Here is a 12,842-nt window from a genome sequence, read left to right as displayed (position 1 = left end):
TTGTCCGTGACGACGCCCAAAGGCCCGCAGCTCGCGGTGCTGCCGACGGCAGCCGAGCACGAAACCCGTCCGAAGGCGCAGGTCCTGCAGCCGTCCGGCTGGCCGATGCCGAAGGGCTATGCCAACGGCATGGCTGCCGAGGGGCGCATCATCGTCACGGGCGGGGTGATCGGCTGGGATGCCCAAGAGCATCTCGCGGATGGCTTCGTCGCGCAGGTGCGCCAGACGCTCACCAACATCGCAGCGATCCTGGCCGAGGCCGGCGCGCGGCCTGAACATCTCGTGCGCCTCACCTGGTACGTCGTCGACATGGACGAGTACCTGGCCAACCTGAAGGAGCTGGGCAGGATCTACCGCGACATCTTCGGTGCGCATTATCCCGCGATGGCGCTGGTTCAGGTCGTCCGGCTGGTCGAGAAGGCGGCGCGCGTCGAAATCGAGGCCACCGCCGTCATTCCTCGCTGAGCTCTGCTGCGATCGGCTCGCGCCGAGATGCGGTTTGTGACCCAGGTCGAGCGGATGAAGCTACTTCTTCCCTGGCTCCGTGGATTTGACGGACAGGAGGCTACGTCCGCACTTAATCCTCGGGCTCCGAATTCGGCGCGAGGTCCGAGGAGCGGAACGGCTTGGCCTTGTCCAGCTTCCGATAGGCCGCTGACGCCTTTCGCAGCAGCTTCTTTTCCCGCTTGCGGTCGAGGAAGCGAATGGCGGCTTCCGGGCCGGCGCCGTTCAGCGATGCCGCAAGCGCCTGCCCGCGCGCATCGTCGTTCAACTGCCCGAGGGACTTCTGTGCCTTGCGCAATTGCTTGAGGATGGACTTCTGCTTCGCCGCCGCTCCGTCGGCGAACAAATCCGCGAGCGATTCGACCGAATAGGTCATCCGCTTGTTGAGGAGCCGCAGCTTGTGTCGTTTCTCGACGTCGAGCTTGGTCAGCTTGCGGGCCTTCTTGAGAAGGGTCTTTTCCCACGTCGTCAGCCGCTCCGTCGCGTGGTCGGCGAGCGAGCAACGGCGCAGTCGGATGGCTTCCTTGCTGCGGCGGGTCGACCATGGGCCGCTCTCGATCCAGGCCGAGGTCTGCTCGACCAGGCGGCGATAGCGCGCGGATTGCAGCGCACGCGCCAGCAGGCGATGGCTCTCGGCGCGCTTGTCGTCCCAGTGCTGGAGTTCGGCGATCACTGCGAGTTCTTCGCCGCTCTCGGCGACGACCCGCTCGATTGCGACGTCGAGGTCCCGCACCATGCCGAGCTGGCCGTTGAGCCATTTCAGTTCGGCCCAGACATACGGCCGCAGCACGTCGTCGACCATCGGCGAGAAGAAGCGGATGGCGGTGCGCAGATGCGTCAGCGCGATCCGGATCTGGTGCAGGGCGTCGGGATCGCCGCGGCAGGTGCCGTCGTGTTGGGCGAGCACGGCGTCGAAATGACGGCGGGCGATGATCCGGAATGCCGTGTCGCAGGCCATGCCCGGGCTGAGCCGGCCGGGCAGGACACTGCGTCGCGCCGCCGGCACGGCGCGAGCGGTCGTCGAGGTCGTGCTGGATCGCGCCATCCTTGCTCGCGTCAATCAGATAGCCTTATTGCCCTCAGCGATCGCGTCCCGACAGCTCTGGAGCGTGTGCTCTGGTGTCCCGGATGCATCGATGGTCGCCCAACCGACATGGCCGATATTATAGCGCTCTTGCTGCGCGGCAACCTCTTGCGTGGCGTCGGATGCATCTCCGCGGCGACTGCCTATCCGCGACTGCCGGGTGGCGAGGTCTGCAACCAGGAATATGCCGTTCAACTTAATGTTGCATCTGCTCGCCAGTGCGGTGAACGCGTCTCGTTCCTCCTCGCGGGCGAAGACGCCGTCGATGATCACCGAATGACCTTGCGCCAGCACCCGCCGGGCGTCCTCGGCTAAGGTGTCGTACACACGGGCCGTGACCTCCGGCGTGTAGGCAGATGGCGGCAGCCGCTGCGTGTCCTCGGGCCCGAACATCTGCTTGCGGACGAGGTCGCTACGCAGCACGATCGCTCCCGGTTGAGGCGCGACGACCGGTGCAAGCGCGCGGGCTAAAACGGACTTGCCGGTGCCAGACAGTCCTCCGATCGAAATCAGCCGGGGAGCTGGAGGATGGATCAGCACCCGGGCAAGGTGGAAATAGCGCCGTGCGTCGTCAAGGGCGCCGCTATCATCAGACCCCAGCGACTTCAGCCGCGCTAGCGCAACTTGCGCACGGATCGCCGCCCGGATCGACATGAAAAGCGGCAGGGTGGAGAGCGCATCGAGATTGTCGTGCGACGTCGCGGCGAGATATCGATTGAGGACGATGCTGGCCGCGCGTGCCTGATCATAGCGCAACAGGTCCATCAGCGTGAATGCGAGATCGTAGAGCACGTCGACTGTTGCCATTTGCGCATCGAATTCGATGGCATCGAACAGCACCGGCCGCCCTCCGAGGGACGCGATGTTGGCGAGATGCAAGTCGCCGTGGCATCGGCGCACGAAGCCTTGGCGGTCGCGCTCCTCGAGCAAGGGACGGAGGCGCAGGAGCGTCGCGTGCGAACCCTCGGCAAGCTGCGCGATTTTTTCGACGTCCAAGCGATTGCCATTTCCCAGGCCGTTGCTATTGCCATCGATCAGGTTGGGAATGGTGGAGATCCACGCCTTGCCTTCGGCGCGGTCTGCCATCGCATGCGAGGCCACGATCGCATCCGCGGTAGCCGAGGCCAGCTTCTCGTCCAGCGGGCCGGTCTTCGCCAGATGATCCAGCGTCTGGCTCTCGTCGAAGCGCGACATCTCGACCGCATATTCGATCGGCCGGCCGGGTCCGTCGACCTGGACCGATCCATCCGCCTCTTCCGTAATCGCCACGACGCGGTGATAGATCTGCGGCGCCAGCGGCCGGTTGATCCTGATCTCCTCCTCGCAGGCGGCCTTGCGCTGGTCGAGCGTGGAATAGTCGAGGAACGGGAACCTCACGGCGCGTTTGATCTTCAGGGCGCGATCGCCGTCGAGGAACACTGAGGCGGCGTGCGTATCGATCCGCCTCACGGCCGGATGCATGGCGGTATCGGTGAGAGCCGCAAAGATCCGCTCCTGGGTCGCAGACTCGTCCGTCATTCCTGCTGCACATCCAGATGCATCTAAGTGGGGCCTGCCACCAACGAGGTTAACTCCTAGAGCGAGATCGCGGCCAGTCCTTGACGTCGGTCAACCAACGTCGCGAGCTGCCTGCCGCGATTTCGCTGGCTTGACCAGGATCAAGCGTCCTGACCAAGGCCGGCTTATGATGGCGGCCTGGGAGACATCTGGGGCGGCGTGACACCGTCATCGCCCAGCCACCGTGCTGGATTATAATCGCGGACCAACCTCAGTCTCCCGATCTTCACCCATCGGAACCAGCAGCGACCGGGTGCATTTGCCTTCATGTCAACGTATCGCCTGAAGAATCTTCTGTCGCCACGTTCTGTTGCCCTGGTCGGCGCCAGCGCCCGTCCGGGCTCCGTGGGACGCGCCGTTCTGGAGAATATCGGCAAAGCCGGGTTCAAGGGGCAATTCGGTCTGGTGAATCCGCGCCATGCCGAGATCAGTGGCATCGCCGCCGTGAAGAACCTGGACCGGTTGGACTTCGTCCCCGAGCTCATCGTCATCACCGCGCCGGCGCGCGAGGTTCCCGGTATCATCGACCAGGCCGGACGTCGCGGGTCAGTCGGCGCGCTGATCGTCTCGGCCGGGCTCGGTCACGGACCGGGGTCCCTGTACGAGGCCACAATCGCTGCCGCCCGCAAATACGGCATGCGGCTGATTGGGCCGAACTGCCTCGGCATCATGATGCCCGCGGTCAGCCTCAATGCCAGTTTTGCCGCGCACATGCCGGGACCAGGCAATCTCGCGCTGATCTCGCAATCGGGCGCGATCGCGGCCGGCATGGTCGATTGGGCGGCGCAGCGCGGGGTGGGCTTCTCCGGCATCGTTTCGATCGGAGACCAGATCGACGTCGACCTTGCCGATCTGCTCGACCATTTCGCGATGGATCACAAGACCCGCGCCATCCTGCTCTACATCGAGGCGATCAAGGACGCGCGCAAGTTCATGTCGGCGGCGCGCGCCGCCGCGCGCGTGAAGCCGGTCGTCGTGGTGAAGTCCGGCCGCATGGCGCAGGGGGCGAAGGCTGCGGCCACGCATACCGGTGCGCTTGCCGGCGCCGATGCGGTCTATGACGCGGCGTTCCGCCGCGCGGGCGTCCTGCGCGTCTCCGACCTGCGCGAACTGTTCGATTGCGCCGAGACGCTCGGGCGCGTGGAATCGCCGGCGGGAAAGCGCTTGGCGATCCTGACCAATGGTGGCGGCATCGGCGTGCTCGCCATCGATCGATTGGTCGAGCTGGACGGAATTCCGGCCTCGATCTCGGCGGACGCCCGCAAGAAGCTCGATGCCGCGCTGCCACCGACCTGGTCGGGTGCAAATCCCGTCGACATCGTTGGCGATGCCGATGCTGCGCGTTACGCCACGGCGCTGGAGGTGCTGCTCGCAGATCCCGATAACGACGCAGTCCTCGTCCTCAACGTGCAAACGGCGATAGCCTCGGCTATCGAGATCGCCACGACCGTGACCGAGCTCGTCGGAAAATACCGTGAGCAGCATCGCCGATGGGCGAAGCCTGTGCTGGCCGCCTGGGTCGGAGCCGATCAGGCCATCATCCAAACGCTCTCCAACGCGGGCATTCCCAATTACCCGACCGAGGACGATGCGGTGCGCGGCTTCATGCATCTGGTCCGGCATCGCGAGGTGGTGGAAGAACTTAGCCAGGTTCCGCCCGCGATGCCTGATACGTTCGTGCCGGACGCCCGAGCGGCCAGGCAGATCGTCACTGCCGCGATCGCCGACGGCCGCCAATGGCTCGAGCCTGTCGAGATCAAGCACCTGCTCGAAGCCTACGATATCGCGATGGTGCCGACCTATGCCGCAACCGATGTCGAGCAGGCAGTGACCTGTGCGAAGGAGATATTTGCGCAAGGCGGGACCGTGGTACTGAAGATCATGTCGCGCGACATCACCCACAAGTCGGATGTCGGCGGCGTCGTCCTCAATCTGACTACACCGGATGCAGTGCGTGCTGCGGCGACGGACATCCTCGACCGGGCGAGAAAGCTGCGGCCCGAAGCCCGCATCGGCGGCGTCATCGTGCAGGCCATGGTGGTCAAGGCGAAGGCGCGGGAGCTCATTCTTGGTCTTGCCGACGATCCCATCTTCGGAACCGTCGTCGTCTTCGGCCGGGGCGGGACGGCTGTGGAGATCATCAACGACAAGGCACTGGCGCTGCCGCCGCTCGACCTGCAGCTTGCCCGCGACCTGATCGACCGCACACGCGTGTCGCGGCTGTTGAAAGCCTATCGTGATGTGCCGGCGGTGAAGCATGACGCCGTCGCCATGGTGCTGGTCAAGCTGGCGCAGATGGCCGCCGACATCCCCGAGATCCGTGAGTTCGACATCAATCCGCTGCTCGCGGATGAAACCGGCGTGGCCGCTGTCGATGCCCGCGTCGCGGTGGGACCGCCGCAGAAGAAATTCGTCGGCTCCGGCCCGGCCAATTTCGCGGTGCGGGCCTATCCGTCGCAATGGGAGCGCCATCTCGAGCTCAAGGACGGCTGGCGCATCTTCGTGCGTCCCTTGCGCCCCGAGGACGAGCCGATCATCCACGAATTCCTGCGTCATGTGACTGCGCACGACCTCCGCCTGCGCTTCTTCGCACCGATGAAGGAGTTCACCCACGAGTTCATCGCGCGCCTGACCCAGCTCGATTATGCGCGCGCGATGGCCTTCATTGCCTTTGACGAGAAGACCAGCGAGATGGTCGGCGTCGTCCGGCTGCATTCGGACTCGGTCTACGAAACCGGCGAATATGCCATCCTGCTGCGGTCCGATCTCAAGGGCAGGGGACTCGGATGGGCCCTGATGCAGCTGATCATCGACTATGCGAGGTCGGAAGGGCTGAAGACCATATCGGGCGACGTGCTCCAGGAGAACACCGTCATGCTCGAGATGTGCCGGCAGCTCGGCTTCGAGGTGAAGCCGGACCCCACCGAGCCTGACATTGCAGATGTCAGGCTGAAGCTTTGAGCTGCTGCCGCGGTATTTTGCGTGCCAACGATCTCCGCCAAAATTGATCTGAGTTAACCGCCTTTGCCACGGCGCAGTAAAATGCGGCTGCGTGGCAACTCGGCCGGGGCCGGAGCCAGGGCCGGCGTTAGGAGCGATGTATGAAGCCTTCCGTGGTCGCGATTGAGCCGAACGGACATGTCTGTGACGATTGCGCCGTCCGCGGGGCGGCGGTGTGCGCGTCGCTGGATGCCGCCGAGCTTCGGGAGTTCGAGCACCTGGGACGCCGTGTCCATTTTGACTCGGGCGAGACCGTGTTCTCCGAGGAGGACATCACCACCTCGTTCTACAACGTCCTGGAAGGCCTCATGCGGTTGTACAAGCTGCTGCCTGACGGCCGGCGGCAGATCGTGGGCTTCGCCTTGCCGGGTGACTTCCTGGGGATGAACATCTCCGGCCGCCACAATTTTTCGGCCGACGCGATCGGTGCGGTAACCGTGTGCCAGTTCGGTAAGGCAGCGTTCAGCCGCTTCGTCGAGGACCGACCGCAACTGCTGAGGCGGATCAACGAGCTCGCCATTCGCGAGCTGGCCCAGGCGCGCGACCACATGGTTTTGCTCGGCCGCCGCGCGGCGGACGAGAAGGTCGCAGCCTTTCTGCTCGGCTGGCGCCAGCGTCTGCCGGCGCTCGGGGGATCGCTGGACATGGTGCCGCTTCCGATGAGCCGGCAGGACATCGCCGATTATCTCGGCCTGACCATCGAAACCGTCAGCCGCACCTTCACCAAGCTGGAGCGTCACGGCGCCATCGAAATCCTTCATGGCGGCATCAGCCTGCGCGATCCCGCGCGTGTCGAGGCTTTGGCCGCCTGACATTCCCTTGGCAGCGTCTCAACGCAACCACGTTGCGTAACCCGCAACTCTGCATCGTCCCAAATGCATCGGCGCATCCCTCGGATGCGCCTTCACGGCGTTTTCAGGGCAGTTGCCTAAAACTGCGCCCGTGCTTTCCGGTTGAAAAGCCTGATAACGTTGACTAGGCAGGAACCCCAGTGCCTCGCAGTCTCAGGAGCCGCGGCGTGCCTCAGGACAAGACCGGCGATCCCCGACAGTCGGCGGGCAACAAACTATCGGTCCTGCGCAAGCACCCGATCTTCGCGGATCTGGAGCCGGAGGCGCTCGACCAGCTCTGCCGCTATGCCAAGCACACCACCGTGAAGCGCGGTGCGACCATCGCGGCCAAGGGCGATCCCGGCAACAATCTGTTCGCGGTGATCTCGGGTACGGTGAAGATCTCCTCTTCGTCGCCGGATGGACGGAACGCCATTCTCAATCTGATCGGTCCCGGGGAGATCTTTGGCGAGATCGCGGTGCTCGACGGCGCGCCGAGGTCGGCCGACGCCACCGCCAATACCAATTGCGAGCTCTACATCATCGACCGCCGGGACTTCCTGCCGTTCGTCAAGAGCCAGCCGGCGCTGGCGATGAAGTTCATCGAGCTGCTCTGCGCGCGCCTGCGCTGGACCAGCCAGCAGGTCGAGCAGGTGATCCTCCAGAACTTGCCAGGCCGGCTCGCCAGCGCGCTGCTCGGTCTCACCGAGGAACGCAAGCTCGACTCCGGCAGCGGCACGCTCGCCATCACGCAGCAGGAGATCAGCGAGATGGTTGGGATGACGCGCGAGAGCATCAACAAGCAATTGCGCGCCTGGGCGGGCCGCAACTGGGTTCGTCTCGAGCACGGCGCCATCGTCGTGCTCGATACCGATGCGCTGCGCGAACTCGCTGAGAGCGGCCTCGGCGGCGCGTGATGCGTCGCGTCTAATCGTCGATAATCGCCACCGCGCGGGTCCAGCCGGCGGAGGCGCGTTCGATCTTCACCGGGAAGCACGAGACGGTGAACCCGGTCGGGGGCAATCGATCGAGATTGTGCAGCTTCTCGAGATGGCAATAACCGATATGCCGTCCAGCCTTGTGGCCTTCCCAGATCAGGCCGGCGTCTTTGGTTTCGGCATATTTCTTTGCGGTATAGACGAACGGCGCGTCCCAGCTCCAGCCGTCGGTGCCGGTCAGGCGCACGCCGCGCTCGAGCAGGTACATGGTGGCTTCATAGCCCATGCCGCAGCCGGAATTGACGTAGTCGGCTCGGCCGAATTTCGCGCCGGCGCTGGTGTTGACCACGACGATCTCCAGCGGCGACAGCGTGTGCCCGATGCGCTTCAGCTCTTGCTCGACATCGTCGGCGCTCACCACGTAGCCATCGGGCAGATGCTGGAAGTCGAGTTTCACGCCGGGCTGGAAGCACCATTCCAGCGGTACCTCGTCGATCGTCCATGACCGTTCGCCGCGGTTCATGGTCGGATGAAAGTGCCAGGGCGCATCGAGATGCGTTCCGTTGTGAGTCGACAGCGAGACCTGCTCCACGGCCCAGCCCTGGCCGTCGGGCAGGTCCTCTGCCTTGAGCCCGTCGAAGAACTGCAGCATGCGCGGCAGCCCCTGCTGGTGATCAATGTACTGGATCGTCGGTTGGTTGCCTGGCGGATCGGAAGTCACGTCGTTCTTGAGCGGCACCGAGATATCGATCAGCTTCCGCGGCATGGGCATTCCTCAACGTGGTCCGGCGTTTCGAATATCTTGAGGCGCCTGTCTTGGCGGCGTCAAGTCACGTCGCGGCGACGTCAGTCAGCCCGTCGTCCCCGCCATAATGCGAATTGCGCGGGAAATTGATCGATGCAACTCTTGCATTGATCGATGCTGGATTTGGCTTGGACAGAGAATGCCGGCCGCCCTAGGGACGACTTGGCGCTTGACTTCACGCCTGAAGTGGAGCGACCCAAGGCGGCCTGCAGCCGCCCCGACAACGATATAATCAATGCAATCAACCAGGAGGAAGCCCAGATGAAGACGCTCACCGGTATCATCACAGCCGTTGCACTGGCGGTCTCAGCGCCCCTGGCGACCGCACGCGATTTCCGCTCCGCCGACATCCATCCCGCCGATTACCCGACCGTCGAGGCCGTCAAATTCATGGGCAAGCAGCTCGCGGCGGCGAGCGGCGGCAAGCTCGGCGTCAAAGTGTTTCCGAACGGCGCCCTCGGCTCGGAAAAGGACACCATCGAGCAGCTCAAGATCGGCGCGCTCGACATGATGCGGATCAACGCATCGCCGCTGAACAATTTCGTGCCCGAGACCATCGCGCTGTGCCTGCCCTTCGTCTTCCGGGATACACAGCACATGCGTGCCGTCCTCGACGGTCCGATCGGCGACGAGATCCTGGCGGCGATGGCGCCCGCGGGCCTGGTCGGGCTCGCCTATTACGACAGCGGCGCCCGCTCCATCTACACCGTCAAGGCGCCGGTCAAGTCGCTCGCCGACCTCAAAGGCCTGAAGATCCGCGTCCAGCAATCCGACCTGTGGGTCGGCATGATCCAGAGCCTCGGGGCCAACCCGACGCCGATGCCCTATGGCGAGGTCTATACCGCGCTCAAGACCGGCCTCGTGGACGCCGCCGAGAACAACTGGCCATCCTACGAGTCCTCGCGTCACTTCGAGGCCGCCAAGTTCTACAACATCACCGAGCACTCGCTGGCGCCCGAAGTTCTCGTGATGTCCAAGAAGGTCTGGGACACGCTGAGCAAGGACGACCAGGCCATGATCCGCAAGGCGGCCAAGGAATCCGTGCCGGTCATGCGCAAGCTCTGGGACGAGCGTGAGCAGGCTTCCCGCAAGACCGTCGAGGCCGCCGGCGTTCAGGTCGTCACGATCGCAAACAAGGCGGAGTTCGTCGACGCGATGAAGCCGGTGTACCAGAAGTTCGCCGGCGACGAGAAGCTCCAGAGCCTGGTCAAGCGCATCCAGGACGCGAAGTAAGCACAACAGCGTCGGGTCCGGAGCCGCCGACCTGCGGCACCGGGACCCCGGCGGGGGAGGCGCGGGATGACAGACCCACACGTCGCAGATCACGAGCCCGAAGCGGTCACCGGCCGCCCGTCCACCGGCTTGCTGTCGCGGATCAATGCGCCCGTCGCGCGCGCGGGCATGTATCTGTCCGTCACCGGCCTGCTCGTCATCGTCATCATCGTCTTCTACCAGGTGTTCGGACGTTACGTGCTCAACTCCAGCCCGACCTGGACCGAGAACCTCGCGCTGGTCCTGATCCTCTACGTCACGCTGATCGGGGCCGCCGTCGGTGTGCGCGATGCCGGACACATCGGCATGGACAGCTTGCTGGTTATGCTTCCCGACCACATGCGGGAGAAGATCGAGCTCTTGATCCACGTCCTGGTGGCCGTGTTCGGCGTAGCGATGGTCTACAACGGCTGGATCCTCGGCGCGTCGGTCGGAACCGTGCATATCCCCAATCTCGGCCTGCCCGAGGTGATCCGCTACGTGCCGCTGATCGCCTCCGGCCTCCTGATCGTTTCGTTTTCAATTGAGCACATCATTGCTCTCCTGCGCGGCGAAGAGGTGGTCCCTTCATGGAACTGATCATTCTCGGCGCCACCTTCTTCGGCTTTCTCATCCTCGGCGTTCCCGTCGCCTTCGCGATCGGCCTCTCGGCGATCTGCACCATCCTCTACGAAGGCCTGCCGGTCGCCGTCATCTTCCAGCAGATGATGTCGGGGATGAACATCTTCTCGTTCCTGGCCATTCCCTTCTTCGTGTTCAGCGGCGAGCTGATGCTGCACGGCGGCGTCGCCGACAAGATCGTGCAGCTCGCCAAGAATCTCGTCGGGCACATCCGCGGCGGGCTCGGCATGTCGAACGTGGTCGCCTGCACGCTGTTCGGCGGCGTCTCCGGCTCGCCGGTGGCCGACGTGTCGGCGATGGGCGCGGTGATGATCCCGATGATGAAGAAAGAGGGTTTCGACACCGACTACGCCGTCAACGTCACCACCCATGCCTCGCTGGTCGGAGCCTTGATGCCGACCAGCCACAACATGATCATCTATGCGCTTGCCGCCGGCGGCAAGGTCTCGATCGGCGCGCTGATTGCCGCCGGCCTCCTGCCGGCGCTGGTGCTGATGGTCTGCATGCTGGTCGCCGCTTACGCAGTCGCCGTGAAGCGCGGCTATCCCGCGGGCAAATTCCCGGGCTGGGCCGAGGTGTTCCGCTCGCTCGCGGCCGCGCTGCCAGGCCTTCTGATCGTCGGCATCATCCTGGCGGGCATCCTCTCCGGCGTGTTCACGGCAACGGAATCGGCGGCCATCGCGGTCACCTACACGATCCTGCTGACCTTCTTCATCTACCGCACCATGACCTGGGGCAACTTCCTGCGCGCCGCCGCCAAAGCAGTGAAGACGACGGGCGTGGTGCTGCTGCTGATCGGCGTCTCCACCATGTTCCAGTACCTGATGGGACTCTACGAGGTGGCCGACCTCGCCGGCGAGATGATGAGCAAGGTCTCGACGCAGCCCTGGATGATCTTCCTGCTCATCAACGTCATCCTGTTCGTGCTCGGCACGTTCATGGACATGGCGGCGACCATCCTGATCTGCACCCCGATCTTCCTGCCGATCGCGATGAAGGCCGGCATGGATCCGGTGCAGTTCGGCATGCTGATGCTGATCAACTGCGCTCTCGGGCTCAACACCCCGCCGGTCGGAACCACGCAGTTCGTAGGCTGCGCCATTGGCGGCATCTCGGTCGGCGCGGTGATGCGCACCATCCTGCCGTTCTATGCCGCGCTGATCGCAGCACTGATGTTCGTGACCTACGTGCCTGCATTCTCGCTGTGGCTGCCGCGCCTGCTGATGGGCTACAAGGGCTGACAGCACCAGGGAGACGCCATCAGTGACGGACTATCGCAAGCTCTTCGATCTCACCGGCAAGACCGCGGTCGTGCTCGGCGCCGCATCCGGCATCGGCAAGTCGTCGGCCGAGGCCCTGGCCGGGCTCGGCGCCCGCGTTGTCTGCGCCGATCGCGCGCGCGATGCGGCGGAAGCGACCGCAGCCGGCATTCGCGAGAAGGGCGGTTGGGCGGAGGCCGCGGCTTGCGACGCCGCTAGCGCGGCGGACGTCAATGCACTCGCAAAAACCGTGATGCAGAAGTTTTCGCGGCTCGACATCGCCGTGACCACGCCGGGCCTCAACATCCGCAAGACCATCCTCGATTACACCGAGGAGGATCTCGACCGCGTCCTCAACCTCAACGTCAAGGGCACGGTCTTCTTCTTCCAAGCCTTCGGCCGCATCATGGTCGCGCAGAAGGGCGGCAGCATCATCGCCTGCTCCTCGGTGCGCGCGGTGACCATCGAGCCCGGCCTCGGCGTCTATGGTTCGACCAAGGCGGCGATCGGACTTTTGGTGAAGGGCTTTGCCTCGGAGGTCGGCTATGCCGGCGTGCGCGTCAACGCGATCGCGCCGAGTATTGCCGAGACCGCGCTGACCGGCCCCTTCAAGCAGCGCCCCGACATCTACAATCTCTATGCCGGCCATACCGTGTTCAACCGCTGGAGCAGCGCCGACGAGGTCGCCACCGCCGTGGCCTATCTCGCCTCGGACGCCGCGAGCTATGTCAGCGGCAGCACGCTGTTCGTCGATGGCGGCTGGACCGCCGTCGACGGCCCGCCGACCGGGCTGACTCAACTCTACAAATAGGGGCAGGGATGAAGCTGGCCCGAGGTTGCGCTCTGTGCGGAACGGTCGAGCCGCCTTCGCAGTTGCGGCAGGAACCGCGGGCGCACCTGGTTTGAGCAAATCGCATGGGCATTGCCGGATAAATGCCCTCGGCTGGCAGGTATTTCGGTGTTACGAATCTG

11 protein-coding genes are annotated in these 12,842 nt (G+C 64.4%); 8 read left to right on the top strand and 3 right to left on the bottom strand.

Features of this window, described 5'->3' with window-relative positions; translation table 11 throughout:
- Positions 1-6 precede the first annotated feature (6 nt).
- Positions 7-465, top strand: a complete 459-nt coding sequence (locus LPJ38_RS32190) for a RidA family protein (protein ID WP_145629090.1) — start codon at positions 7-9, stop codon at positions 463-465.
- 112 nt (positions 466-577) lie between these two features.
- On the opposite strand, the gene LPJ38_RS32185 is transcribed toward LPJ38_RS32190, so the two are convergent.
- The gene (locus LPJ38_RS32185) at positions 578-1,549 is read right to left on the bottom strand and encodes a CHAD domain-containing protein (RefSeq protein WP_145629088.1); all 972 of its coding nucleotides are present in this window, start codon (positions 1,547-1,549) and stop codon (positions 578-580) included.
- Between the two features lie 15 nt (positions 1,550-1,564).
- The gene (locus LPJ38_RS32180; protein ID WP_145629086.1) at positions 1,565-3,106 is read right to left on the bottom strand and encodes a bifunctional aminoglycoside phosphotransferase/ATP-binding protein; all 1,542 of its coding nucleotides are present in this window, start codon (positions 3,104-3,106) and stop codon (positions 1,565-1,567) included.
- 306 nt (positions 3,107-3,412) lie between these two features.
- Between LPJ38_RS32180 and LPJ38_RS32175 the strand changes: the two genes are divergently transcribed.
- The 3 genes from LPJ38_RS32175 to LPJ38_RS32165 all read left to right on the top strand — a co-directional run bounded on the left by LPJ38_RS32175 (position 3,413) and on the right by LPJ38_RS32165 (position 7,892).
- Entirely contained in the window at positions 3,413-6,106 is a 2,694-nt protein-coding gene (locus tag LPJ38_RS32175; protein ID WP_145629084.1) for a bifunctional acetate--CoA ligase family protein/GNAT family N-acetyltransferase, read from the top strand.
- Positions 6,107-6,246: 140 nt separating this feature from the next.
- Entirely contained in the window at positions 6,247-6,957 is a 711-nt protein-coding gene (locus tag LPJ38_RS32170; protein ID WP_145629082.1) for a helix-turn-helix domain-containing protein, read from the top strand.
- Positions 6,958-7,163: 206 nt separating this feature from the next.
- Positions 7,164-7,892 carry a Crp/Fnr family transcriptional regulator gene (locus tag LPJ38_RS32165; RefSeq protein ID WP_145629080.1) on the top strand — a complete coding sequence of 243 codons (729 nt, stop codon included), beginning with the start codon at positions 7,164-7,166 and terminating at the stop codon, positions 7,890-7,892.
- A 10-nt stretch (positions 7,893-7,902) separates the two neighbouring features.
- Here LPJ38_RS32165 and LPJ38_RS32160 read toward each other — a convergent pair whose 3' ends face one another.
- Positions 7,903-8,679, bottom strand: a complete 777-nt coding sequence (locus tag LPJ38_RS32160) for a cyclase family protein (RefSeq protein WP_145629078.1) — start codon at positions 8,677-8,679, stop codon at positions 7,903-7,905.
- Positions 8,680-8,979: 300 nt separating this feature from the next.
- Between LPJ38_RS32160 and LPJ38_RS32155 the strand changes: the two genes are divergently transcribed.
- The 4 genes from LPJ38_RS32155 (at position 8,980) to LPJ38_RS32140 (ending at position 12,681) form a co-directional block, all read left to right on the top strand.
- Positions 8,980-9,951 (top strand): TRAP transporter substrate-binding protein, encoded by a 972-nt coding sequence (locus LPJ38_RS32155; RefSeq protein ID WP_145629076.1) that lies wholly within the window; start codon positions 8,980-8,982, stop codon positions 9,949-9,951.
- 66 nt (positions 9,952-10,017) lie between these two features.
- Positions 10,018-10,569, top strand: coding sequence for a TRAP transporter small permease (locus LPJ38_RS32150; protein WP_145629073.1), 552 nt, complete (start codon positions 10,018-10,020; stop codon positions 10,567-10,569).
- Complete coding sequence (locus LPJ38_RS32145) at positions 10,560-11,852, top strand: TRAP transporter large permease (RefSeq protein WP_145629071.1); 1,293 nt, start codon at positions 10,560-10,562, stop codon at positions 11,850-11,852. Before LPJ38_RS32150 ends, LPJ38_RS32145 begins: the two co-directional genes overlap by 10 nt.
- Before the next feature lie 22 nt (positions 11,853-11,874).
- On the top strand, positions 11,875-12,681 hold the full coding sequence (locus LPJ38_RS32140) for an SDR family NAD(P)-dependent oxidoreductase (RefSeq protein WP_145629069.1): 807 nt from the start codon (positions 11,875-11,877) through the stop codon (positions 12,679-12,681).
- The last annotated feature ends 161 nt before the right edge of the window (positions 12,682-12,842 follow it).

It is taken from the genome of Bradyrhizobium daqingense (genome assembly GCF_021044685.1).
In the GTDB taxonomy this organism is placed as follows: domain Bacteria; phylum Pseudomonadota; class Alphaproteobacteria; order Rhizobiales; family Xanthobacteraceae; genus Bradyrhizobium; species Bradyrhizobium daqingense.
This window is presented reverse-complemented; position numbering and strand designations above follow the sequence as displayed.